Source organism: Desulfoscipio sp. XC116 (assembly GCF_039851975.1).
GTDB lineage: Bacteria > Bacillota > Desulfotomaculia > Desulfotomaculales > Desulfallaceae > Sporotomaculum.
The window spans coordinates 4,173,258-4,197,392 of sequence record NZ_CP156660.1 but is presented as its reverse complement, the minus strand read 5'-3'; the positions used below and the strand labels follow the sequence as shown (position 1 = coordinate 4,197,392).

Sequence of the window (24,135 nt, the reverse complement as noted above, 5' to 3'; positions counted from 1 at the left end):
AAAAACTAAAGACTAATGGCCGAATTTATGTAATAGTTCGATTGCCGGGGCAGGCATGCGGTTGTCGGACCACTTCTTCATTACCTTGGTGATAAGAGAGCGTTCTTTGCCAAGGTAACTGGCAACCGCATTGCGTTTTATTCCGGCATTGCTGACCGCTATTTTAATAAATAAGCTTCTGGCCAAAACTATGTGCCTCTTTTGGCTGTTGCCTTTAAGTTCCGGTAATGTAATATTAGTAGCCTTTTCAATCCACACAGCTATTTTATTCAGGTCCTGAGAAGGAATACGTTTTTCAGAAAATGCACCTGCAATGTTGTTTGTAGCGCTGCCTGCGAAGTTGTTTGCGGATACGCCTGCGGACTTGACAAACTTATTGGTAGCGGGATTATTCGAGTTGTTTACCGGCTTATTCGTGTAGTTAAGCATGGGATTTGAAGTGGAGCCGGCCGTTGATTTGCTCGGTAATATATTGGGTGATATTTTTGCCGTGGACGTATCGCCTGCACCAGCTTGATTATTATACGGATTTATTGCAGAAGATGGCAAGTTGTGCCGTCTTTCTTTTTGTGAGTGTGTCTCGCCCGGGCAGTCGCTATTATTAGCATCCCGGCAGAATTTAATAAAACCCGAGCGAGCCTTTTCTTTATCCTGGCTAAAATAATTCAGTATAAAATCGATTTCCACCAAGTCATTCTGCTGCCCTGACGCGTAATGATGGTAGCTGCTCCAGGGGTACAGGTGCACGCTTTTAACCAATCCCGAGCGTACAGGGTTCTGATGAATGTATCCGGCCAGCGTTAGTAAGTAGGCGTCATCTGTACAAATAATATTTTTATAACGTCCCTGAAACAAATGCCCTACCCGCTGATGTCGGTGGTTAAACCACCGTGCATAGCTGCTGTGGATGCGGTGTATAATTTCCGACAGGGGTGTTAGGCCGGTTTTTAGCAGCCAGTGTACATGGTTGGTCATCAAAACGTAAGCAAATACCTGAAAATCCATTTTCGCCTTATTTTGGCGCCATAAATCCAGATAGCAGAAATAATCTTGGTTATCTGCAAAAATTGGCCGACGGTTATTCCCCCGGCAGATAACATGATATACTGTATCTGGTGCCGATACGCGAGGAGAACGTCCCATAGTTTCCCCTCCTTGGTTTGTATTTAATATTAGCTTATTTTACCATGTCCTGAATAACTTGCAAGATAAAGAAAGATGGTTTTTATTCATCACCATTGGCATGGGCTCGCGGCGTGGGAGTTTGATAGTATGTCTTAGGCCAAAAATGCTATAACGGGCTTTTACAGTAGAAGCAATAATCATCTCGCAATCTTTCAACAAGTACCCGCTTGGTGCCTGGCACCAATCTTTCAACGTGCGGCACCGGAGGGTGGTACATAAAGGAGGCTATTGAAACGTAGTGAGCAGTATAATCAGTATTGTGGAGGAAATGCGCGCGGCGCTTGAGAAAGCCTTGGTAGAGGCAGTGGGCAAGGCGGTGGAGGCGGGGGAACTGCCGCCGGTGCAATTGCCCGAATTTGTGGTGGAGGTGCCCCGGGAGCGGGAGCACGGTGATTTTGCCACTAATCTGGCTATGCTTTTACCCAAACAAGCACGCATGGCTCCGCGAAAAATTGCCGAAGCGCTGGCTAAGAACCTGCCTCGCTCCACCAGGTGGCTGGAGCGGATAGAGGTGGCCGGTCCCGGTTTTATTAATTTTATACTGGATCCCCGCTGGGTACTGGAGTCGGTCCCTTTGGCGGTAAGCCGCCGGTCGGATTATGGCCGGGTGCAGCTGGGGGAAAATAAAAAGGTGCAGGTGGAGTTTGTCAGCGCCAATCCCACCGGTCTGCTGCATATGGGCAATGCGCGGGGCGCCGCGTTAGGCGATAGTATTGCGTCCATACTGGATTTTGCCGGATGGCGGGTTGCCAGGGAGTATTACATTAATGATGCCGGCAACCAGGTGGAAAACTTCGCTCTTTCCCTGGAGGCTCGTTATTTTCAGCAATTGGGCCGGGAAGGAGAAGTACCCGAAGGCGGTTATCACGGGCAGGACATTATCGACACAGTAAGGCGTTACATAGAAGCGCACGGGGACAAGCTGCTCAACATCGACCGCCGTATTCGGCTGGATACACTGGCGCAATACGCTCTGGCCGAGAAAATAGGGGGCATTAAAAAAGCGCTGGCTGATTTCGGGGTGCATTATGATGTCTGGTTTTCCGAGCAGTCCCTGCATGATTCCGGCCAGGTGGACGAGGCTGTAAGACGCCTGCGGGAACGGGGCTTTCTGGATGAGCGGGAGGGAGCCCTGTGGTTTAAAGCTACCGCCTTTGGCTTGGAAAAGGACGAAGTAGTGGTGCGCCAAAACGGAGTACCTACGTATTATGCGGCGGATATTGCTTATCATATGGATAAGTACACCAGGGGGTTTGATCGGATAATCAACATTTGGGGGGCGGACCATCACGGTCATGTAGCCCGGATGAAGAGCGCCATGCAGGCCCTGGGCTATGATCCGGACGCGCTGCAGGTGCTGCTGATGCAGTTGGTGAGGCTGTTCAGAGGCGGGAAAATTGTGCGCATGTCCAAGCGCACCGGTCAGTTTATTACCCTGGAGGAACTGGTGGATGAAGTCGGCTTGGATGCCGCCCGCTATTTCTTTATTATGCGCAGCGCGGACAGCCACCTGGACTTTGACCTGGATCTGGCCCGCACCCAGTCCAACGATAACCCGGTATATTACGTGCAGTATGCCCATGCCCGCATCTGCAGCATTTTTCGCCAGCTGGCCGAGCAGGGCCGCCAGGTGCCCCGGGCGAATGATGTGAACATGGAATTGCTGCGGGAGGAAGCCGAATTGGCTCTGGCCCGCCGCCTGGCGGATTTTCCCGAAGAGGTTGCTCTGGCGGCCCGCCAGCTGGCACCGCATCGCATTGCGCGGTATGTACATGAGCTGGCCGGACTGCTGCACAGTTTTTATAACGTTCACCGGGTTATTACCGACAATGTGGAATTAACCAACGCCAGGCTGCTGCTGGTGGACGCCACCAGGGTGGTATTGCGCAATGCGCTGGCGCTTTTGGGAGTGCGGGCACCTGAAAAAATGTAGGGGGGGTACTTATGCGTGAGGTGATTATAACCACCTTGGCCGGGTTTGCGGTGGGCTTTGTTTTTGCCAAGTTCAAGCTGCCTGTACCCGCGCCGCCCACCTTTGCCGGCGTAATGGGCATTGTGGGGCTGTTTCTGGGTTATATGGCGGCTGCCCGCCTGCTGATTTGGGAATGACGGCCTCTGGCGCCTGACGACCGGTATTGACATGTCAGGCCGGCATGTATAGAATATATAGGATTTGTGCCAAAAAAAAAGACAACAGGAGGCTCCTATGGCCAAGTTCATATTTATTACCGGGGGAGTGGTATCGTCCTTGGGCAAAGGAATCACTGCCGCTTCCCTGGGTCGATTGCTGAAGAGCCGCGGGCTGAAAGTGGCCGTTCAGAAACTGGATCCGTACATAAATGTTGATCCCGGTACCATGAGTCCCTATCAACATGGAGAAGTATTTGTCACTGAAGACGGGGCGGAAACCGACTTGGATCTGGGTCACTATGAGCGGTTTATTGACGTAGATCTGGGCAAAAGCAGTAATGTGACAACCGGTGGCATTTATTGGTCGGTCATTAACAAGGAGCGCCGGGGTGACTACCTGGGCGCCACTATACAGGTAATCCCGCATATCACTAATGAAATCAAGGAGCGGGTACGCCGCGTTGCCCGGGAACACAACCCCGATGTGGTACTGGTGGAAATCGGGGGCACCGTGGGCGACATTGAGTCATTGCCTTTCATGGAAGCTATTCGTCAGCTGAAAAGTGATCTGGGTCGAGATAATGTGATGTACATTCACGTCACTTTGGTACCCTACCTTAAGGTGGCTAATGAATTAAAGACCAAGCCCACCCAGCACAGCGTCAAAGAGCTGCGCAGTATCGGTATCCAGCCCGATGTGCTGGTCTGCCGTACGGAAAAACCGCTCTCCAGGGAAATGGTGGAGAAACTGGCTTTGTTCTGTGATACCGACCTGGACGCCGTGGTGCAGACACTGGACGCCTCACATATTTACGAAGTACCCTTAATGATGGAAGACGAGGGCTTGGGTGACTTGGCCGTACGGCGGCTGAGCCTGGACTGTCCCCATGGGCCTGATTTGACCGAATGGCGGGCCATGGTGGATAAAATGAAAAGTCTGCACCGGCGTACTACCATTGGGCTGGTGGGCAAGTATGTGGCCCTGCCCGACGCTTATTTAAGCGTAGCCGAGGCACTGCGCCACGCCGGCCTGTTTCACGGAGCTGCGGTGGATATTCGCTGGATTAACGCCGAGGATCTGGAAGATCAACCGGTGGAAAAATTTCTGGCCGGCGTGGATGGTGTGCTGGTGCCGGGTGGCTTTGGGGACCGGGGCATTGAAGGCAAGATAAACGCTATTCGCTTTGCCCGGGAAAACAGGATTCCCTACCTGGGCATTTGCCTGGGCATGCAGCTGGCGGTAGTTGAATACGCCAGGAGTATATTGGGCTGGACAACAGCCAACAGCGCCGAGTTTAACGCCCATGTCCAATACCCGGTAATTGACTTATTGCCTGAACAAAAGGAACTGGACCGGATGGGCGGTACCATGCGCCTGGGTCGCTATCCCTGCCGGCTGCAGTCCGGTACGCTGGCTCACGCTGCTTACGGAGAGGACATTATTCATGAAAGGCATCGTCACCGTTATGAATTGAATAATCGCTATCGCGAGGTATTGGCCGGGGCGGGGATGGTATTCAGCGGTACCTTGCCGGATCGCTATCTGGTGGAGATAGTGGAATTGACAGATCACCCCTGGTTCGTAGCTACCCAGTTCCACCCGGAATTTAAATCGCGCCCGTATAAGCCCCACCCGCTGTTTAGGGATTTTATCGGAGCCACCTTGGTGACGGATGTTAAAAGTTAAAGGTTGAATGCAATAAGCTGGAAATTGCAGAAATTCATAAACTAATAAGTTAGAAGCTGGGATTTCAGCCTGAATATAGTTCATTTATCCTATATGGACAATACAGTCAAATGTTATATAATGAACAATAACCGTAATCTATTATTTTTAAGAATGTGTTATTGTTAAGCTTTGGTGAATTATCCAAAGCTTTTTTTGCATATTGGCCTAATAAAACAAATTTTGAAAATGCCGGCAGTAAGTCAGCCGGTTGTTCTTCATATAATATTGATCAGTACCGGTGTGTCTATATTTTATATATAATTGGGAAAGGTTGTGAACTATGCTCAAACGTAAAGTGGTAGCCGGTCTTATTATAGGCATAGCCCTGCTGTCGATTATGGCCGCGGCTCTGTATGGTAAAGGCGATGGTAAAGATTACTACGGAAAACGCGGTTCCGATGGCGTGATAGGGGTTATTCAAATCAATGGTACGATTGTGAGCGGTGTTGATTCCAGTAGTTTATTCTCCGCCGCGGCCGGTTCGGATGTTATCATGGAGCAATTGCGCCGGGCCGCGGATGACCCCGCCATTAAAGCGGTGGTGCTGCGGCTGAATACACCCGGCGGTACGACGGGAGGATCGCAGGAAATTGCTCTGGAGGTGGACCGGCTGCGTAAAGCAGGTAAGAAAGTCGTTGCTTCCATGGGTGATGTGGCGGCTTCGGGAGGATATTGGATTGCCTGCCGGTGTGACAAAATAGTAGCCAATCCCGGTACTATTACCGGCAGTATTGGGGTAATTATGGAGACCCAAAATTTGCAGGGGCTTTACGAGAAGCTGGGCATGGATTCCGTGGTTTTTAAAAGCGGCCCGCACAAGGATATGGGATCATCCTCCCGGGTAGTTACCGAACAGGAACAACAGATTTTTCAAAGTATGGTAGACGATATGTATAAACAGTTTGTAGCCACGGTATCCGAAGGCAGGGGCATAGACCAGGCTCAAGTGCGGGAACTGGCCGACGGGCGGATTTTTACAGGCAGCCAGGCGCTGGACAACGGTCTTGTGGACGATTTGGGCAATTACTATGATGCTCTGGATATGGCGGCCGATTTAGCCGGCATCAAGGGAGAGCCCGAAGTGATTAGCTTATCGCCCGATTATCCTTGGTGGGGCATGTTGAGCGGCATGCAGAGCGAGTCTTCTTCAATTTACCCGTGGGCTTTGCTGCTGTTTGACAAGCTGCAGACGGGGCAGGCGCAAAGTATGCGACTCAAATAGCGGCGCCGTTTAGCCGGCACCCTATCGGGACAGCGAAAGCTCCGCTCAAAAAGTAATTTGCGCCGCATTGCGCCGCGGTATTAACTAAAGGTGCTTTAAGGGAGGTATAAATGGATAACCCGCAAAACAGTAACGACCAAGTCCGGCAGACCGAACCACCGGTTTGCCGCATACCGGCAGATGAGAGAAATATGCCGGTCACGGACCCGGTCGCTCCGGATGATAATAATGGGAAAAATGTATACCCGGTGGAGCAAAAGGACAATATCGTTAATAATGAACAAACTAAAAATAACATCTTGGACATTTTTTATGGAGTTCTTTTTGAGCCGGCACGGACATTTGCCGGTTTTGCCCCAAGACCCCCCGTTATTGCTATTGTAATTATTTTTGTGGCGCTCAGCCTGGCGGAGTCTTTAACAAGCATTTTAACTACCCCGGTATATCTTGATAAATTAAATTTGGACGAAGTACCCGGGCTGGCCGGCGCAGGCCATTTTATACAATCATTCGGTACCGCGGCCGTTTTTCTGTTTGGTATAATTAAATGGTTTTTTATGGCCGGTTTATTGCATCTGCTGGCGGAATTATACGGTGGCAGCGGCTCCGCGCGCGGTGTTTTTACCGTGTATGGAGCGGCCGCATTGCCCGCGGTATTTATGATACCGGTACAAATAATCATGGGTCTGGTTGATGCCGGGCAGCTGTTTGATTTTGTAACCGGGCTGTTAACCCTGGGGTTATATGTCTGGGGAATTATATTACTGATTATCGGACTGCGGGAAGTGCATCACCTAAGCACGGGCAGAGCGGTGCTCACCGTTATGACTCCCTGGTTAATGCTGTTATCCTTAGTTCTGGTGACTGTAATCTTCATCGCCACCGTTGCGTCAAACACCATGAGTTCGCGTATTATTTAGCAATTATATGCAGGTTTTTTCAAAGCATCGGCGAAAAATTATTTAAAAATATATATTAAAAATATAATAGAATGGGGGCATACAATATGCCTGGTCAAAAGTATGACATACTTGTTGTTGATGACCAAGCCGGTTTACGCAGGTTAATTTGCGAGACTTTATTTGGTGAAGGGTATATGATTGATCAGGCTGCCGGCGGTCTTGAGGCAGTGGAAAAGCTAAGTCGGAATAAATATCGCCTTATTTTGTTGGACGTAAAAATGCCCGGGATGAACGGCCTGGATACTTTGAAAGAAATCAGGAAAATAAATGGCGATGTGCCGGTAGTGATGATGACTGCTTATGATGAATTGAATATAGCAGGGGATACCGGTTACGGAACCGGGCCGGTCCAACATATCAGCAAGCCTTTTGATTTGGATGACTTGCGTAAATTAGTGCGGGTTAACCTGTCAGATGACTATGATCTTTTGTCACAAACCATTCATGGCTAGTTTAAGCGCGAGAAAAAGGATTTATATATTACTGCGTCGAATAGCTAAAAATAATTAAACATATAGGGCAGGAGGATAACCATGATTATAGTTACCGATACGCTACTAGCCATGCGGTGCCCTGAATGTGGAAAGTTGGACTATCATAATCTCTCTCGTTTTAATTTTAGTGGCCGGAAAAGGGTTGAGATTATATGTTCATGTGGCTTTGTAAAGCTTGTCGTAACCACTAAAGACCGTAAAAACTATTGGTTGCAGGTGCCCTGTGTGGTTTGTGAAGGCAAACATGTACGCGCTTTAAGCTCAAGGATGCTATGGTCCGGCGAAGTGAATTATCTTTTTTGCCATGAAACCGGTCTTGAATTGGGCTACATCGGACCTGGTGATGAGGTTGAGGCTTTGGCTGCCGCTCAGCAGGAAACCATAGACGGGCTGGTGGATGAGTTCGAGGCGGAAGATGAGTATTTCCACAACTCGGAAATAATGTATGAGGTGCTTAATTGTCTGCATGACATTGCTGAGCGGGGATCATTATATTGCGAGTGCGGAAATCATGACGTGGAAGTGGATATATTCCCCGATCGTCTGGAACTGCATTGCAAAGATTGCGACAGCGTAAATATTATTTATGCGGAAACAGATGATGACTTGCGGGTTATTAAAGAGGTTGAAACCATTGAACTTACGCGCAACGGTTTTGAATGCCTGGACAGTCTGTCCAGCACGACAAAAACCGGTAAAAGATCAAAACGCAGGCGCAAATAATATGATAAAACACCCCTTAAGGGGTGTATAATACTTTTAGCACATAATTTTATAATTTGTCACGTGTAAAGTTTCGTGAATATTGTGCCGGAGCATATTTATCCGGAGCATATTTATAATGTTATATTGTGCAGGTTTTTGTTGGTAAATTATCTTACCGGATATACATAAAATTCAGGTACAATAATGTATATACATTGTGAGGAGGAATGTGCATGAGTTTGGTTCCAGTAAGTACATTATTGAAAGAGGCGCAGGCGGGCGGTTATGCGGTTGGTGCTTTCAACTGCAATAATATGGAGATTGTACAGGCTATTGCAGCCGCTGCCGAAGCTGAAAAAGCGCCGGTTATTATGCAGGCCAGCCAGGGGGCTATAAAATATGCCGGAATTGAATATATCACTGCCATGGCCAATGTTGCCGCAGCTATGGTCAGTGTGCCCGTGGCGCTGCACTTGGATCACGGTACCAGTTTTGAGCAGGTGATGCGCTGCATTAGATCCGGATTTTCATCCGTGATGATCGACGGCTCCAAGCACTCGCTGAAAGATAATATTGCTTTGACCAGGCGGGTTGTAGAGGCCGCCAGGGCTGTGGGTGTTTCCGTTGAGGCGGAGTTGGGGAAAATAGGCGGTACAGAGGACGACATTCATGTCAACGCCGCCGATGCCTTCTTTACTGATCCTGAAGAAGCCCGGGTTTTTGTGCAGGAAACCGAAGTGGATGCGCTGGCCATTGCCATCGGTACCGCCCATGGCCGTTACAAGGGCGAGCCCAAGTTGGATTTTGCCCGGCTGGAAAAGATACGTTCCCTGGTAAACATCCCCATTGTGCTGCACGGTTCCTCGGGGGTGCCCGAAGAAGCCGTTCGGGAAGCTATTCGCCTGGGTGTATGTAAAGTAAACATTGACACTAATATCCGTGAAGCTTTTGTGGATCGTTGCCGGGAAGTTATTGACGAATATCCTGATGAAATAGATCCGCGCAAGATATTGGGTCCCGCCCGGGAAGCGGCGGTGGAGCTAATTAGGGAAAAAATAAGGATTTTCGGCAGCTCCGGTAAAGCTTAAGCGTAGATTTACTTTTTGACACCGCATTGAGTGTATAGTTCGTTAAATACCAATGCAAAAGGTTATAATGACATCAGGCGTTCCAGACGTCCGATAACCATTATGGAGGTGTCTTAAAATAAAACTATTCATAGATTCCGCCAATGTGGATGAGATCAGGTTGGCTAATGAATTGGGTGTGATCAGCGGTGTAACTACTAACCCGTCGTTAATTGCCCGGGAAGGACGGGACTTTGTTGCGGTGGTCCGGGAAATAACGGCTATTGTAGACGGTCCCATCAGTGCCGAGGCAGTGAGTATTGAGGCCGGGCCTATGATTGCCGAGGCCGAAGAATTGGCGGCCATTCATCCTAATATAGTGGTTAAGATACCCATGAACGGTGAAGGTCTGAAAGCTGTAAGTGCGCTGGCGCAAAAAGGTATTAAAACCAACGTTACTTTGATCTTTTCTGCCAACCAGGCCCTGCTGGCCGCTCTGGCCGGGGCAACTTACGTCAGCCCGTTTGTCGGCCGTCTGGATGATATCGGTTACGACGGTTTGGAGCTTGTCAAGGACATTACTGAGATCTATGACCTGCACGGCTTGGAAACGCAAATTATCTCCGCCAGCATCAGACATCCCATGCATGTGACGCAATCGGCCCTGGCCGGTGCGCATATTGCCACCGTGCCTTATAAGGTGCTGCTGCAAATGCTAAAACATCCCCTGACCGATTTAGGTATCGAAAAATTTTTGTCGGATTGGGCGAAAGTGCCCAAAAAGTAAGGAGGAATATCCCCTTGAAAATCATAGGGCGCCTCAGAAGTTATTACAACCGGGTAATGGACCTGCCGGATGCGCCCACCAAGGTGGCCCGTGGCGCAGCCCTCGGAGTTGCCCTTGATTTTTTACCTATTCCTATCATCAGCATTCCCATAGCTTATCTGGTAGCACGGGTGGCAGGCGGTAATGGTTTGGCCGGTGCCCTGGCGGCCGCATTCTTTAAGTGGGCGGTCCCCTTTTTCTATCTGTTAAACGTAGCCACGGGCAATCTGCTGCTGGGCTTTAAATTACCCGAGGATCTGGCGGTTGTCGCGGTGACGGGCACGCCCGGTCATTGGGTGGACCAGTTGCTGCAATTGGGTGTCCCTTTCTTGGTGGGAGCGGTGGTAAATTCTATAATAGCCTGGCTGGCGCTATATTTTGTGGTACGGCGCCTGCTGGTGCTCAGACATTCTCGTAAAGCCATGAAGCGCAAAGAAATGAAATACTAAATAATTTTGATTAGGTGGGATGCCCTTGAATTATAATGAATTGGAAAATAAAACATTGGCGGAATTGTATGCCTTGGCCAAGGAACTTGAGCTCACCGGGTGCTCCCGGTTGCGTAAAAAAGAATTGGTTGCTGAAATTGTCAGGGCGCAGATGGAGAAAAGCGAGCTGCAGCATTCCAGCGGTGTGTTGGAGATACTTCCGGACGGTTACGGTTTTTTAAGACCCGGCCATTTTTTGCGCAGTTATGATGACATTTATGTTTCATCTTCCCAGATCAGACGATTTGACTTGCGTACCGGTGACCTGGTAGCCGGGCAAATCCGCGGTCCCAAGGACACTGAACGCTATTCGGCATTGTTGCGTGTTGGGCAGGTTAACAATGCCGACCCCGAGGAAGCTGCCAAAAGACTGCATTTTGCCGGACTTACCCCTCTATTCCCCCAAGAGCGGATTACTCTGGAAACTGATAAAGATAGACTCTCCACACGGATTATCGATTTAATTGCTCCCATTGGTAAAGGTCAGCGCGGACTTTTGGTATCGCCGCCCAAGGCGGGTAAAACCGTGTTATTAAAGGCGATAGCCAATAGCGTTACCACAAACCACCCGGAAATTTATCTGATCGTGCTGCTTATAGATGAGCGACCCGAGGAAGTTACCGATATGGAACGCTCGGTGCGCGGCGATGTCATAAGCTCTACATTTGACGAGCCGCCGGAAAACCATGTGCGGGTGGCCGATCTGGTACTGGAACGGGCCAAACGACTGGTGGAACATGGTCGGGACGTGCTGATTCTGCTGGATAGTATTACCCGTCTGGCCCGGGCGCATAATTTAGTGGTACCGCCCAGCGGCCGCACGCTGAGCGGTGGCGTGGACCCGTCTTCTTTGCACAGGCCCAAGCGGTTTTTTGGGGCCGCCCGCAATTTGGAGGAAGGCGGATCTCTGACCATTTTAGCCACCGCGCTGGTGGAAACGGGCAGCCGTATGGACGATGTAATCTTTGAGGAATTCAAAGGTACGGGTAATATGGAGCTTATCTTGGATCGCCGTCTGGCTGAGCGGCGGCTTTTCCCGGCGGTTGACGTGCTGCGTTCCGGCACCCGGCGTGAAGACTTGCTGTTAAGCAAAGATGAGCTGGAGCTGAACTGGTATTTTCGCAAAGCAACCGCCGGTCTCTCACCCGCGGAAGCACTGGAACATATCACCGAGCGGCTGAAAAAAACCAAATCCAATGGCGATTTGCTCCGGGCCTTTCGTAATATTCGCGGGCAAAAAACAATCCCATCGGGGACAGCCAGTCTATAGTCTCCGAACACCATGTTTTGGGGGTATAACTTCCATTGTATATAATAAGTTAAGATGTATATGATAAATTAAGACAAAAAAGCCCGGTCGGAAGTCAGAAACTGGGCTTTTTTGCGTTTCACTCCTTGGTGGCTTAAATGCTCATATTTTGGATTTTGTTTCACTCTCCTTTCTTATCGTGTATTCCAATATATATCAAATTCCAAGACTCCCACTTCTTATAAGTGGGAGTTCCTATTTTTACTTCAGGTGGGGTAGAATCCTCATCTGAAGCCCCGATGTTCAGCTTTAGCCGAACGAGTTCACTATATTTTACTTTATTTTACCTCTGGAAAACTAAAACTCGCCTTACTACGCAGGTCCAAGAAAAGCAGAGCGGGGGTTGCCCGCAGTTTGCCCACAGCTGCCTATGTAAGTCAAACCACATCTTATTATGGTATAAATGCTACTTGTTCTGGAAATAATTTAAAGTACAGGTAAACCTAATTAGATAAAGTAATATTAAGATTGTGGAAGAGGTTAATTAAGAAATGTTAACAGTCAGACGTAAATATATAATAACCGCGGGTTTGGCCGCCTTGCTGGTGGCGGGTTGCCTTGCCGCTGTGCATCAACCGGCCCAGGCCAGGCTGGACGAGCTTTTAAGCTCGGATAAGCCATATCTTGCAGCACCGGCATCCGAGCAGACGAAGCAGCCATCCGACCGGCCGGCAGTGGCTGTGCCGCGGGTTTATGTTGTGCGCAACGGGGATACCTTAAGCCAGGTTGCCCTGCGGCATGGCCTTGATGCCGACCGGCTGGCCGAGATCAATGGCCTGCGCGATGCGGATCGTATCGTTAAAGGGCAGGTACTCATGCTGCCCGGCAATGCGATACCTTATCAGGTAGGTAAAGGAGAAACGCTTAGCTCTATTGCTTTGCGGTTCGGATGCTCGGAAGATGAGCTGGTGAAGATGAATCAACTGCGTCACCCGGACTGTCTATTGACCGGGCAACAGCTAATGATTCCCGCCGGCCAGGGTGGGGGAGACAGTCAAGTTTCCCGTGGATTGCCCTTAAGCCAGCTTAGCTGGCCCGCGGTGGGCTGGATAAGCTCCCCGTATGGCATGCGTAACGGCGCTATGCATGAAGGCATTGATATCGCCGCCGATCAGGGACAGCCGGTGCGGGCGGCTAAAGATGGAAAAATCGTATTTGCCGGTCCGCGAGGCACCTACGGCATTGCCGTAATTATTGATCACGGCAATGGGCTGCGCACTCTCTACGCGCATAACTCCCGTGTGCTGGTAAGTGAAGGACAGCGGGTATCCGCAGGCCAGCGTATCGCTCTGATAGGCAGCACCGGCCGCTCCACCGGCCCGCACCTGCACTTTGAAGTTTTGCTGAACGGTATCCCGGTTGATCCGCTGCTCTGTCTTGAGCGTGCTTATGCCTAAGCAGGCTAACCCTGCGGTGAAAAGTATAGCTTATTGAACTTTAAGATAGGTTTGCCGCTCGTTAAACTGTATAAGTAAAATATGTGAGGGGTGCCCCGGTGGCAACCCCCTCTTGCTTTATAAGAGCAATCTCCAGAACTCTAAAGGATTATCATAACGAGCGGATTGCATATGAGTGGATGATCACTATAAAAGTGGAGTCTTGGAATTTAATAAATGCGGCTTCACCTGTCCGCCGATTTGCATTATACTAAATGAAGCTAACACATTTGGGCAATTGGTACACAAAACTGTTCACCTTTAATTTGTATCATGTTTTTGTATCATATTAATGAAGCTAACACTACAGCGGAAAGTATGGTTTATCGAATTTTAAGCCGGGTTTACCGAGATGGGTCTGCCGCTCTTCAGCGTAGCCGTGGTGGCGGGTGTCAGATGTTGAAAGTTCAAGACTTTCAACATCTGACCCCGGCACCACGGTGAAAGTTTCGCTTAAAAAACAATTTTGTGCTGTAGTGCTAAAAAATTAGAAAAGTGAGAGTGCCGGGCGCTATGCAATTACTATATGCCGATGAACAAGGCCGCATGTACGATCATGCGCTGGGGGCGGTGGGGCGTACGGGAGATCGTTTAGTGGAAATAACGGACGAAGATATGGTGGAATTGCCGCCGGGGGCTTCTCTAACGTTATTGCCCGACAGTTCTCCCGTGGGCATGAATAAGCGCGGGGATTTCAAGCTGCTGCGGCGGGTGTCCCGCGGGGGCGGCTCTGCCCTGGCTGTGGGCGCCCTGCTGCCCCAGGGGTACACCCGCACCCTGTTGCCCGGTTACAGCAGACGGGCGGACCGGCCGCTGCCCTTGCTGGGATATGCGGCGGTAGGCTGGCGGGCGGGCCGGGTCTATGTGGCGGCGGTCCGCACCGATGACCCGGACCGCTGGGACCCCAAACATTATAATGCGGAGAATTTGCCGCAGTTGGTGCGCAACAGATTGGACCGGTCGCCGCACAACCGGGTATTGGCTCAGATGGCCCACTGTGCCCTGGAATACAGCTGTTATACAGCTCAAAATATTTTTTACAGCCGCTGGGAGGGCGGCCTGCCCATGTCTCCGGCCTGTAATGCCCGCTGCCTGGGCTGTATATCGCTGCAGCCCGCCCAATGCTGTCCTTCTCCCCAGACCCGGCTGACTTTTTGCCCCACTCATGCCGAAGCGGTGGAGGTGGCCCGGCATCACTTGCTGCACGCCCCGGAGGGGATTATCAGCTTTGGCCAGGGCTGCGAGGGTGAGCCGGCGCTGGCGGCGGAGGATATAGCGCAAGTAATCAATTCGGTACGCCGGGAAACCGGCCGGGGTACCATTAATATGAACAGCAACGCGGGCTATACCCGGGGAGTGGAGAAAATTTGCCGCTCCGGACTCGATTCACTGCGGGTTAGTCTGATCAGTGCCCGGGAACAGGTTTATCATGCCTACTATCGTCCACGGGATTATCGATTGGCTGATGTAGCCGAATCCATCAGGACGGCTCGCTCTCTGGGCGTTTATGTGTCGCTCAATCTGTTGGTGCTGCCCGGCTTGAACGACCGGGACGTTGAAATTGAGGCATTGGTTAATTTTATTGAAGAAAATGATGTTAATAAGGTGCAGCTGCGCAATTTGAATATCGACCCCGACTATTTATATAGCCGGGTACCCGCTGATGGCGAAATATGGGGGATTGGTCGGCTCATCGAAGCGCTGCGGGAGGTGTCGGGACTTGAGCTGGGTAATTTTTCAAAACCGGTCACTTGGTGAAAGCAAGATGGTGCCGGGTGTCAGGTGTTGAAAGTCTAAGACTTTCAACACCTGACACCCGGCACCTGTCAAGACGCTGCGATATAGTATCGGGACACAGGCCGGGAGGTTGACGATACTGCGGTTACTGTTCACTCCCCTGCAAAAAGTAGCGGTTCCGTGAGCAATAACACGCTTCGCGAAGTACACAAAACGCAAAAACACCGTTTTGGCGCTGCAATTCTCCGGTTTTCTGTGGCTTTCGCTTCGCTGTACTCACAAAAAACACGTCGCGTTTGTCACCTGTGAACAGTAACACACTGCGAGGAGAGGCTGATGGCGCCGCAATATTTTCTTGCTTGAAAAAAACCGTTATGCTATAATAATTAAGTGTCTTTCAATAAGCTTTGATTTAGCTGCATAAATCCATGTTTTAGTAAGATATCTGTAATATACAGCCACCATACGCAAGTGGATAGGCCATATAGTCTGCAATTGCTTAACAATAGACTTTTTGCAGTGAAATCAACTTTGCGTTTATTGTTGTATCTACCCCATACATATTTTACCGGAAAGAGGTGATCCCCTGTGAAGGAAAAAATACATCCCAAATATGGAGAAGCTAAAGTAACCTGCGTGTGCGGTGAGACTTTTACCACCGGCTCCACAAAAAAGGAAATCAAGGTGGAGATTTGCTCCAAGTGCCATCCGTTTTATACCGGTTCTCAGCGCGCTGTTGAAACAGGCGGGCGGGCGGAGAAATTCCGCAAAAAGTATGGCTTAAAATAGTCTTATCAGCAGGGCGGGTGCTCTGCTTTTATTTTATTTAAAAAACGGTGGCGGTATGTCGCCCGGACAGCGCCATTGCCGTTAACTATCAGTCCGTGTCATCCATAACCTCCTGTATTGGACCCCTTAAATGGCCTGGGGTGTATTTTTATGCGCCTGGTTGACGCGCCGGGCAAGTGGGGGCGGGGGTTTGACTGCTCCGGAACCGGATGATGATATGGCGGAAGTGGCTGTAACTGTCTTAAAGGCCGTGCTCAGTGAGAATAGAGGTGAGGTTATTGTTAGATAAGCTGGAAAGCTTGGAAAATAAATACGAAGAATTAAGCGAGCTGATTGCCGATCCCAAAGTAATGGAAGACCAGGTTCGCTGGCAGCAGTATGTCAAATCACACTCCGAGCTTAGCGAAGTGGTGACGGTATACCGTGGATATAAGAAGGTTGTATCCGAGCTTGAGGATGTCGGCCATATGCTTAGGGATAAGCTGGATGCCGATATGCGGGAAATGGCGGAGTTGGAAGAGGAGGAACTGGAAACCAAAAAGGAGGAGTTGGAAGGCAGGCTTAAAGTGTTGCTGCTGCCCAAAGACCCTAATGATGATAAAAACGTCATTATGGAGATCAGGGCCGGTACCGGCGGTGAAGAGGCGGCCTTGTTCGGTTCCGACCTGTTCCGCATGTACACGCGTTTTGCCGAGCTGAAGGGCTGGCGCACTGAAATCATGGATGTTCATTATACGGATATCGGTGGCGTGAAAGAAATAATTTTTCTCATCGAAGGCAAGGGGGCGTTCAGCCAGCTTAAATTTGAAAGCGGCGTGCACCGGGTGCAGCGAGTGCCTACCACCGAGTCGGGCGGGCGTATTCATACTTCCGCCGCCACAGTGGCGGTACTGCCCGAGGCCGAGGAAGTGGAAGTGGATATCAATCCCAATGAATTGCGTATCGACGTGTTCTGTTCCACCGGTCCCGGCGGGCAATCGGTAAACACCACTCAATCGGCGGTGCGGATAACGCACATTCCCACCGGCATAGTGGTATCCTGCCAGGATGAAAAATCGCAGCATAAAAATAAAGATAAAGCGATGCGGGTACTGCGCGCCAGGATGCTGGATCAGGCTCAGCAGGAACAGCAGCAGCAAATGGCCAGCGCCCGTAAATCCCAGGTGGGCTCCGGTGATCGCAGCGAGCGTATCCGCACCTATAATTTTCCGCAAAACCGGGTTACCGACCATCGTATCGGGCTGACTTTGCACCGTTTGCAGGAGGTACTCATGGGTAATTTGCAGGAAGTGGTGGATGCGCTGATTACCACCGATCAGGCCGAACGCCTGCAGCAGATGGATTAGTTATGCCGGGCGTAACTATCGGTGACAGTCTTGTCCAGGCCGCCTGTTTCTTGCGGGATAGCGGTGCTTTATCTCCCCGCTTGGATGCGGAAGTGTTGCTGGCTCACGTTCTGGGCCGGGACCGGGTGTATCTGTACCGGGAGTATGACCGGGTGCTTGAGGGGGGCCATGAACGGTGTTACCGGGCGCTCTTGGAACGCCGGGCGGCGGGTGAGCCCGTGGCCTACCTGACGGGACATAAAGAGTTCATGGGGCTTGACTTTGTGGTTGGGCCCCATGTTTTGATTCCCCGGCCTGAAACTGAACTGATGGTGGAAAGGGCACTGGAGGCAATATCCGGCTGGACCGGCCCGCGGGTTGTGGTGGATGTAGGCACGGGCAGCGGTGCGGTTGCTGTGAGTCTGGCCCGCCTGGCACCGCCGGATACCCGGGTGTATGCTGTCGACATATCACCCCGGGCTTTGGATGTGGCCCGGGCCAATGCCAAACGTCATGGCGCGCCGGTGTATTTCCTTGCGGGTGATTTATTGTCCCCTCTGCGGGGGATGTTGCCGCCCGGGTCGGTGGCCGTGGTAACTGCCAACCTGCCTTATATACCCAGTGATGCCATGGCCGGACTGCCTCTTGATGTGCGCGGCTATGAGCCCGCAGTGGCCCTGGACGGCGGCGCCGATGGATTGGAGCTCTACCGCCGGCTGGTGCCCCAGGCGGAGACGTGGCTTTCCCCCGGCGGGCACCTGTTCATGGAAATCAGTCCGGACCAGGGTGAAACCGCCCTTGATCTGTTAGCGACGCCGCGTTGGCGGGCCGGTCTGTGCCGGGATCTGGCCGGTCGTCCCCGGCTCATTTGCGGGATCGGATAGAATTGTATTTTTCTCGTCGTGCTAGTTGAACGGCTTGGCTACGGGAAACTTGATGCTGAATATAGTCCCCTGATCCGGCTGGCTGCTAACTTTAATAATACCGTTATGTTCGTTGACGATTTTACTGGTGATGGCCAGCCCCAAACCCGTACCCTCGGCCTTGGTGGTAAAGAAAGGGTCGAAAATGCGGGGTAATATCGACCGGTCAATACCGGTTCCGTTATCCGCAACGGATAGCGTAACGTCTTTGTCGTTTCCCGATACTGTTATTTTGATGGCGCCCCCCCCGGCGGTGGATTGCAGGGAGTTGTTGACCAGGTTTATCACTACTTGCTTGAGCAGGTCAACATCACCCATGATAGGGGGGACGGACGAATCCAGCTCACGGACTAAATTAATGTCCAGCAATAATGCATCACTTTTAAGCAGATCCCAAATGGAATCGATAATTTCATGCAGTTTAACCCGGTTTAACACTACCTTTTCCTGCTTCGCCAGCTTTAAAAACTCGGTAGTGATGGTGTTGATGCGGTCGACTTCGTGAAGCATAATTTCAAAATAATCGTTGAAATCGCCTATCCGGGAATCTTTTTTTTCTTGCAAAAGCTGCAGGAATCCTCTGACTGATGTTAGGGGATTCCTTATCTCATGGGCGGTGCCGGCCGCCAGTTCGCCAATAGCGGATAGCGTAGCCGAACGGTACATTTTCCTTTCCATATCCTTATTTTCGGTGATGTCATGTATAATACATACGCCGCCCAATTTAGTATCGGTAATGCTGTACAATTCGGTACAATTTAACAACGCGGTGCGTCTGCCGATTTCTATTTCGTAGTTCAGGCTTTGTTGACTGGAAAGGTTGACCGGTTTCCCGGTGAGGCGATTTATTAGATTTACCAGGCTTTGATTCAATAAATTGCCCCTGGATAAATCCAGCAGTTTTTCGGCCTGTTGGTTAACTTCGATAATTTTTCCCGAACTGTCGGTTAAAATTAAGCCGGCCTTGAAAAAATCAAAAATATAACTTGTACGGGCTTTTTCTTCTTCCAATCTTTTAGATAAGGAAATATTTTGAATGCAAATTACCACGCCGTCTTCATTGCTCAGTCCGGAACTGATCCGGTGAGTAATGCATTGCACAGGTATCCGATGGCCCCGGTGGTCCACAGCCTGACCGAATACCGGTGAGATTTCCAGCAAATGAGTAATTAATTGGCTGATATTGCTGCTGTTATTGACATACAAAAAAGGCAGATTCTTTTTAAGAAAGCCCTTTAAGTGATTATTTTCACAATTTATATCACCGAATAGGTCAACGTAACATCGGTTGCTGTATAAAACATGTCCTGAATCGTTTATGTGCAAAGTGGCAATGCCCAGGCTGTCCAGTAAATTATTACGATGCCGCTCGCTTTCCGCCAGCTGGTAAAAAAGGTCTTTAATATACTTAAACGACTGGCCGATAAACCAGGCGGTAGTTACCAGCAATAAAAAGCTTAAGGATTGATTGGTCAATAAGCCGGGGGATAGCATAGATTGGTTGGCTCCAGCCGACAATATAAAAATTGATATTATAAATGATGTAACAATGCCGTACTGAGTGCCGCAGATGATAGAATTTAATATTACAGGTACGATAATTAAAACCCCCGGCTCCTCTCCTTTGGATAGTCCGGTGATAATAGGCAGGTAAATAGCGCAGACGGTAACGGTATAAATAATTTTATACCAAAACAGCCCTTCTTCTTCTTGATTAAACGTTCTGGAGATAATCTTATGCTGGGCCGGTATTAAGGCTAATGTGGCTATCATGCAGACAATCCAGATAATAATGTATAAATAGCTGTCGGATTGATTTAACTGCATAATGCTTAACATGGTGCTTAACCAGCTTATCAAATAAGAGGCAGTCAGTATACAACATGTTAAGTGGGCAAACATATAGCATTCTCTGAGTCGCTTCAAACTCATTTTCAGTTTCATTGTCTAGGGCCCTCCAGTATATCAAATATAAGGCACGGCAGTGTACCGTGCCTTATCAACTGTCCCAGGCCTCTGAATATCACTTTGTTTTGAAAGGTGCAAAGGCTGAAATTGCCACAGTAATAACATACAGCCAATCAGCGGTTATCCAGAGCGGTTTATCATTGATCTCCAAATAAAAAATGAGGCAAAAAATTTGCAAATGAAAAACTTGCAAAATGTAATAATAGGCATACTGACAATGTCGGCAACCGGGCTTTGGTGTCGGGGAATCTGATAGGAAAAGGATATCAGCCGGGCTAATACGATAGTTGCCACTGCCGTGTGTATGCCATTAATCTGTATCATAACCCGGCATGTAAAAATAGTAAATACAAGAGGCGGGCTAATCAAAAATATTTTTCCAAATGGCTGATCATTTAAGCACCTCCGGTACTTCCCGGCCAGACCGCCAACCGCGCAAATTAACTGCTGGAAATCTATCGTAATGTTTTTACTGTAAATGGAATTGTATACAAAGTTTTATACATTAATCTTTAAAAACCTCTCTAAAAGTGAAAAATTTTATCAACAAATAGCGATATAAATAAAGTTTTTTCGACTTCTGGGTGTAGATTGTCGATGCGGGTGGCCGTTCTTTTATCACTGAATTCTTTATGGTATACTACTCCAGAGAGTGCATACCATGGTATTTGCGCACACAACGGTAATTCACTCGCCGCTCATGTGTGCAACAAGGTTTTATGTGGCTATGTTTTCTGTAAGCCGATGTCTGGGGAAGGAATTAGCATGGAAATGGCAGATTGTAAAACGCGTCGTCTGGTGGTGGATTCCGGGCGGCCCGACGCATCTTTAATCCGAGCGGCCGGTGTTGCATTGCGGGAGGGCGGCTTGGTGGCGTTTCCCACTGAAACTGTCTATGGCTTGGGGGCCAATGCATTGGACGCCCGGGCAGTGGCCGGCATTTATCGGGCCAAAGGGCGGCCCGCCGACAATCCGTTAATAGTACATATTGATAGTCCCCGGGTTTTGAACCGGTATATTGATCAGATTCCGCCTGTTGTGTGGAGATTGGCCGCGCGTTTTTGGCCCGGTCCCCTGACTTTGGTTCTGCGGGGCGGCGGGGTTTTTCCTCCGGAAGTTACCGGAGGGCTTGATACAGTGGCGGTGCGGGTGCCTGCTCATCCTGTAGCCCTGGCTTTAATCCGGGCGGCGGGCGTGCCTGTGGCGGCTCCCAGCGCGAACGCTTCAGGCCGGCCCAGTCCCACTACGGCGGCCCATGTTTTGGACGATCTGGCGGGCCGTATCGCGCTGGTGCTGGACGGAGGACCGTCCGGCCTGGGCGTGGAATCCACCGTGCTGGATCTATCCGGTGACGGTCCGGTGATTCTGCGGCCCGGCGGGGCAATTCGGCAGGATTTGGAGGAAGTGCTCGGCCCGGTGGAGGTAGACCCGGCGGTTAACGGCAATGCCGTGGCCGGGAGTCGGCCCCGTTCGCCGGGTATGAAATATACTCATTACGCACCCCGGGCGCCGCTGGTGCTTTTTGAAGGACATGACCCCGGGCGGGTTGCGGCCGGGATATTGGCTGACGCCGGCCGCTTGGCTGCGGACGGCCGCAGGGTAGGTATATTTGCCTACAGTGAGACTGCGCCGCTTTACGATGGAAAAGGATATAGCGTAGTGGTGGCGGGCAACCGCCATGAGCCGGATTCGGTGGCTGCTTTGTTATATGCATCGCTGCGCCGGTTTGACCGGCTGGGGGTGGATGTAATACTGGCCGAAGGCATTGCCCCCGACGGCTTGGGAATGGCGGTGATGAACAGGCTGCGCCGAGCCGCGGGTGGGCGCGTGGTTACTGTATAGTGTTGATTATAGATAAATTTACCTCCAGGCGCATAAATATAGTTAGCGGATATATTTAGAGAACGAAATAATATGTTGGGGGCAATAATTTGGAGCTTTACACACTGCTTGCTTTGGGCGCCGCCCTGGGCACCGACGCTTTTTCCGTGTGTCTGGGCCTGGGCATGGCCGGCGTAACCCGCCGCCAAATACTGGTGGTCAGCCTTACGGTGCTGGTGTTCCATGTGATTATGCCTTTGCTCGGTTGGTACGCCGGCGAATTCGTCGGTGCTCTGGCGGGCCGGGCCGCCGGTATTGCCGGGGCCTTGCTGCTGGTGTATCTGGGCGTTAAAATGATTCGCTCGGCATTAAAGGGCGGTGATGCCTTGGAGCCTAAAGTGGTGCTGGTAAATACCTGGGGTTTGTTTTTATTGGCGGCCAGTGTCAGCATGGATGCCCTGAGCGTGGGCTTTTCCCTGGGCACCAGGCAGGTAAACCTGCCCCTCACAGCCGGGGTTATCGGCGCCGTGGCCGGGGTTATGACAGCCGCCGGGCTTTTGTTGGGTCGTTTCGTGGGGGGCAGGGCGGGCGAGCGGGCTGTTCTGGGCGGCGGTATAATATTAATTGGTATTGGCATACACATGTTCATATCATAAAGACTAAGGAGGCGATGCCCATGGCCAAAAAAAAGATACTTTTTGTATGTACCGGTAATACCTGCCGCAGCCCCATGGCCGAAGCGCTGGCCCGCCGGGCGCTGGCGGAGCTGTTCCCGGAGCGGCGGGATATTGAATTAGCTTCCGCGGGGATTGTTGCCTTGTCGGATGGCGATGCTTCTTATCAGGCTGTTAATGTGTTAAAAGAAATGGGCATTGATCTGAGCGGGCATAAATCATCGCAAATCAATCCGGAAGATATTGAGCGGGCCGAACTGGTGCTGACCATGACCCGCGCTCACCGGGACAATCTAAAACGCCTGGTGCCCGGTGCCGTAAACAAAATTTATACTTTAGCCGAATATGTCGGTTGCGGCGGTGATATACCGGATCCTTTCGGAACCGGCGAAGAATTCTACCGTACTGTGGCCGGTGAGCTGGACAATCTGTCCCGTGCCATGCTGCGCAAGTTGCTGGGGGGTCAGGCTTAAACTAATCTAAACTAACTTAGCTGGACTCGTTCAGCCCAAGCTGAGCGGCGGGGCTTCAGACGGGGATTCCACTTCACCTGAAGTAAAATAGGAACTCCGCTGATCCATATTATGTTAATTAATGCTAATACTGCAATGTAGTTTTCGCTGCTGGTAAATATTATATTTTGGTCATTTGTAGAGGAAATGAAGCAAATATTGTAGAATAATTTTTAGATTGAGGTTGTGCGTGGCCGAGTAGTGAACTCGTTCAGCCCAACCTGAGCAGCGGGGCTTCAGACGGGGATTTTGCCCAATCTGAAGTAGAAATAGGAATTCCCGCTTAGCGAAGCGGGAGTCTTGAAATCTGCTAATTGTTGTACTTTAATTACTATTGAAGGAAGTGTAGGTATTGCGGGTGGCCATTGGCAGTGATCATGGAGGATTCGGACTAAAAACGGAGATTATAAACTATTTTAAGGAACAGGGGATAGAGTATAAGGATTTTGGTACATACAACACCGATGCGGTTGATTATCCCGATTTTGCCCGGGCGGTGGCCGAGGCTGTGGCCGCCGGAAAATTCGAGCGGGGAGTGCTTTGTTGCGGCACCGGTATCGGAGTGAGTATTGCCGCCAATAAAATAGCCGGTATCAGGGCCGCTCTTTGCCATGATACATTTTCCGCCCGCATGGCCGGAGAACATAATATGGCCAATGTTATTACCCTGGGCGAACGCGTTATCGGTATTGGTTTGGCCAGGGATATAGTGCAGGCCTGGTTGGGGTCGCAATTTGCCGGAGGAAGGCATGCCCGCAGACTGGAGAAAATAGCGGCCATCGAAAAGGATTCCGGTTGCCGGTAATGTTTGCCGGCGGTATTGTTTAACCTGG

General features: G+C 50.4%; 22 protein-coding genes. 20 read left to right on the top strand and 2 right to left on the bottom strand.

Annotated elements, in window-relative coordinates; genetic code table 11:
• Positions 1-12: 12 nt before the first annotated feature.
• Positions 13-1,143, bottom strand: a complete 1,131-nt coding sequence (locus ABDB91_RS19585) for a transposase (protein ID WP_347489406.1) — start codon at positions 1,141-1,143, stop codon at positions 13-15.
• A 289-nt stretch (positions 1,144-1,432) separates the two neighbouring features.
• On the opposite strand from ABDB91_RS19585, the gene argS reads away from it, so the two are divergent.
• The 16 genes from argS to prmC all read left to right on the top strand — a co-directional run bounded on the left by argS (position 1,433) and on the right by prmC (position 18,288).
• Positions 1,433-3,118, top strand: coding sequence for an arginine--tRNA ligase (gene argS, locus ABDB91_RS19580; RefSeq protein WP_347491671.1), 1,686 nt, complete (start codon positions 1,433-1,435; stop codon positions 3,116-3,118).
• 11 nt (positions 3,119-3,129) lie between these two features.
• Positions 3,130-3,294 (top strand): DUF1427 family protein, encoded by a 165-nt coding sequence (locus ABDB91_RS19575; protein ID WP_347489405.1) that lies wholly within the window; start codon positions 3,130-3,132, stop codon positions 3,292-3,294.
• Between the two features lie 97 nt (positions 3,295-3,391).
• Entirely contained in the window at positions 3,392-5,002 is a 1,611-nt protein-coding gene (locus ABDB91_RS19570) for a CTP synthase (protein WP_347489404.1), read from the top strand.
• 322 nt (positions 5,003-5,324) lie between these two features.
• Positions 5,325-6,266, top strand: coding sequence for a signal peptide peptidase SppA (sppA, locus tag ABDB91_RS19565; protein ID WP_347489403.1), 942 nt, complete (start codon positions 5,325-5,327; stop codon positions 6,264-6,266).
• Positions 6,267-6,376: 110 nt separating this feature from the next.
• Positions 6,377-7,186, top strand: a complete 810-nt coding sequence (locus ABDB91_RS19560) for a Yip1 family protein (protein ID WP_347489402.1) — start codon at positions 6,377-6,379, stop codon at positions 7,184-7,186.
• Positions 7,187-7,272: 86 nt separating this feature from the next.
• Positions 7,273-7,680 (top strand): response regulator, encoded by a 408-nt coding sequence (locus ABDB91_RS19555; protein ID WP_347489401.1) that lies wholly within the window; start codon positions 7,273-7,275, stop codon positions 7,678-7,680.
• 81 nt (positions 7,681-7,761) lie between these two features.
• Positions 7,762-8,445, top strand: coding sequence for a hypothetical protein (locus tag ABDB91_RS19550; protein ID WP_347489400.1), 684 nt, complete (start codon positions 7,762-7,764; stop codon positions 8,443-8,445).
• A 215-nt stretch (positions 8,446-8,660) separates the two neighbouring features.
• Positions 8,661-9,515 carry a class II fructose-1,6-bisphosphate aldolase gene (locus ABDB91_RS19545; RefSeq protein WP_347489399.1) on the top strand — a complete coding sequence of 285 codons (855 nt, stop codon included), beginning with the start codon at positions 8,661-8,663 and terminating at the stop codon, positions 9,513-9,515.
• Positions 9,516-9,633: 118 nt separating this feature from the next.
• Positions 9,634-10,281, top strand: coding sequence for a fructose-6-phosphate aldolase (gene fsa / locus ABDB91_RS19540; RefSeq protein WP_347491670.1), 648 nt, complete (start codon positions 9,634-9,636; stop codon positions 10,279-10,281).
• A 14-nt stretch (positions 10,282-10,295) separates the two neighbouring features.
• Complete coding sequence (locus ABDB91_RS19535; protein ID WP_347489398.1) at positions 10,296-10,769, top strand: DUF2062 domain-containing protein; 474 nt, start codon at positions 10,296-10,298, stop codon at positions 10,767-10,769.
• A gap of 25 nt (positions 10,770-10,794) precedes the next feature.
• Entirely contained in the window at positions 10,795-12,078 is a 1,284-nt protein-coding gene (gene rho, locus ABDB91_RS19530) for a transcription termination factor Rho (RefSeq protein ID WP_347489396.1), read from the top strand.
• Positions 12,079-12,608: 530 nt separating this feature from the next.
• Complete coding sequence (locus ABDB91_RS19525; protein ID WP_347489394.1) at positions 12,609-13,514, top strand: M23 family metallopeptidase; 906 nt, start codon at positions 12,609-12,611, stop codon at positions 13,512-13,514.
• Positions 13,515-14,066: 552 nt separating this feature from the next.
• Entirely contained in the window at positions 14,067-15,311 is a 1,245-nt protein-coding gene (locus ABDB91_RS19520) for a radical SAM protein (RefSeq protein ID WP_347489393.1), read from the top strand.
• A 567-nt stretch (positions 15,312-15,878) separates the two neighbouring features.
• Positions 15,879-16,079, top strand: coding sequence for a 50S ribosomal protein L31 (gene rpmE, locus ABDB91_RS19515; RefSeq protein WP_347489392.1), 201 nt, complete (start codon positions 15,879-15,881; stop codon positions 16,077-16,079).
• Positions 16,080-16,357: 278 nt separating this feature from the next.
• Positions 16,358-17,425, top strand: coding sequence for a peptide chain release factor 1 (gene prfA / locus ABDB91_RS19510; protein ID WP_347489391.1), 1,068 nt, complete (start codon positions 16,358-16,360; stop codon positions 17,423-17,425).
• Positions 17,426-17,427: 2 nt separating this feature from the next.
• A complete protein-coding gene (gene prmC / locus ABDB91_RS19505) occupies positions 17,428-18,288 on the top strand; it encodes a peptide chain release factor N(5)-glutamine methyltransferase (protein ID WP_347489390.1) in 861 nt (286 codons plus the stop codon).
• A gap of 21 nt (positions 18,289-18,309) precedes the next feature.
• Here prmC and ABDB91_RS19500 read toward each other — a convergent pair whose 3' ends face one another.
• Positions 18,310-20,166: an ATP-binding protein gene (locus ABDB91_RS19500; protein ID WP_347489388.1), complete on the bottom strand. Its 1,857-nt coding sequence runs from the start codon at positions 20,164-20,166 to the stop codon at positions 18,310-18,312.
• Between the two features lie 894 nt (positions 20,167-21,060).
• Here ABDB91_RS19500 and ABDB91_RS19495 point away from each other — a divergent pair.
• From ABDB91_RS19495 to rpiB, 4 genes are all read left to right on the top strand, one after another.
• Positions 21,061-22,137: an L-threonylcarbamoyladenylate synthase gene (locus tag ABDB91_RS19495; protein ID WP_347489387.1), complete on the top strand. Its 1,077-nt coding sequence runs from the start codon at positions 21,061-21,063 to the stop codon at positions 22,135-22,137.
• Between the two features lie 89 nt (positions 22,138-22,226).
• The gene (locus ABDB91_RS19490; RefSeq protein ID WP_347489386.1) at positions 22,227-22,772 is read left to right on the top strand and encodes a manganese efflux pump MntP family protein; all 546 of its coding nucleotides are present in this window, start codon (positions 22,227-22,229) and stop codon (positions 22,770-22,772) included.
• 20 nt (positions 22,773-22,792) lie between these two features.
• Positions 22,793-23,263, top strand: coding sequence for a low molecular weight protein arginine phosphatase (locus ABDB91_RS19485; protein WP_347489385.1), 471 nt, complete (start codon positions 22,793-22,795; stop codon positions 23,261-23,263).
• Between the two features lie 391 nt (positions 23,264-23,654).
• The gene (rpiB, locus tag ABDB91_RS19480) at positions 23,655-24,107 is read left to right on the top strand and encodes a ribose 5-phosphate isomerase B (RefSeq protein ID WP_347489384.1); all 453 of its coding nucleotides are present in this window, start codon (positions 23,655-23,657) and stop codon (positions 24,105-24,107) included.
• The last annotated feature ends 28 nt before the right edge of the window (positions 24,108-24,135 follow it).

Bases quoted from the DNA above. Each gene is read 5' to 3' on its own strand.
- prmC (WP_347489390.1), top strand. From the start codon at position 17,428: ATGCCGGGCGTAACTATCGGTGACAGTCTTGTCCAGGCCGCCTGTTTC.
- ABDB91_RS19550 (WP_347489400.1), top strand. From the start codon at position 7,762: ATGATTATAGTTACCGATACGCTACTAGCCATGCGGTGCCCTGAATGT.
- ABDB91_RS19585 (WP_347489406.1), bottom strand. From the start codon at position 1,143: ATGGGACGTTCTCCTCGCGTATCGGCACCAGATACAGTATATCATGTT.
- ABDB91_RS19560 (WP_347489402.1), top strand. From the start codon at position 6,377: ATGGATAACCCGCAAAACAGTAACGACCAAGTCCGGCAGACCGAACCA.
- ABDB91_RS19575 (WP_347489405.1), top strand. From the start codon at position 3,130: ATGCGTGAGGTGATTATAACCACCTTGGCCGGGTTTGCGGTGGGCTTT.
- sppA (WP_347489403.1), top strand. From the start codon at position 5,325: ATGCTCAAACGTAAAGTGGTAGCCGGTCTTATTATAGGCATAGCCCTG.
- ABDB91_RS19485 (WP_347489385.1), top strand. From the start codon at position 22,793: ATGGCCAAAAAAAAGATACTTTTTGTATGTACCGGTAATACCTGCCGC.
- ABDB91_RS19500 (WP_347489388.1), bottom strand. From the start codon at position 20,166: ATGTTAAGCATTATGCAGTTAAATCAATCCGACAGCTATTTATACATT.
- ABDB91_RS19520 (WP_347489393.1), top strand. From the start codon at position 14,067: ATGCAATTACTATATGCCGATGAACAAGGCCGCATGTACGATCATGCG.
- ABDB91_RS19525 (WP_347489394.1), top strand. From the start codon at position 12,609: ATGTTAACAGTCAGACGTAAATATATAATAACCGCGGGTTTGGCCGCC.
- ABDB91_RS19545 (WP_347489399.1), top strand. From the start codon at position 8,661: ATGAGTTTGGTTCCAGTAAGTACATTATTGAAAGAGGCGCAGGCGGGC.
- ABDB91_RS19495 (WP_347489387.1), top strand. From the start codon at position 21,061: ATGGAAATGGCAGATTGTAAAACGCGTCGTCTGGTGGTGGATTCCGGG.
- ABDB91_RS19570 (WP_347489404.1), top strand. From the start codon at position 3,392: ATGGCCAAGTTCATATTTATTACCGGGGGAGTGGTATCGTCCTTGGGC.
- ABDB91_RS19555 (WP_347489401.1), top strand. From the start codon at position 7,273: ATGCCTGGTCAAAAGTATGACATACTTGTTGTTGATGACCAAGCCGGT.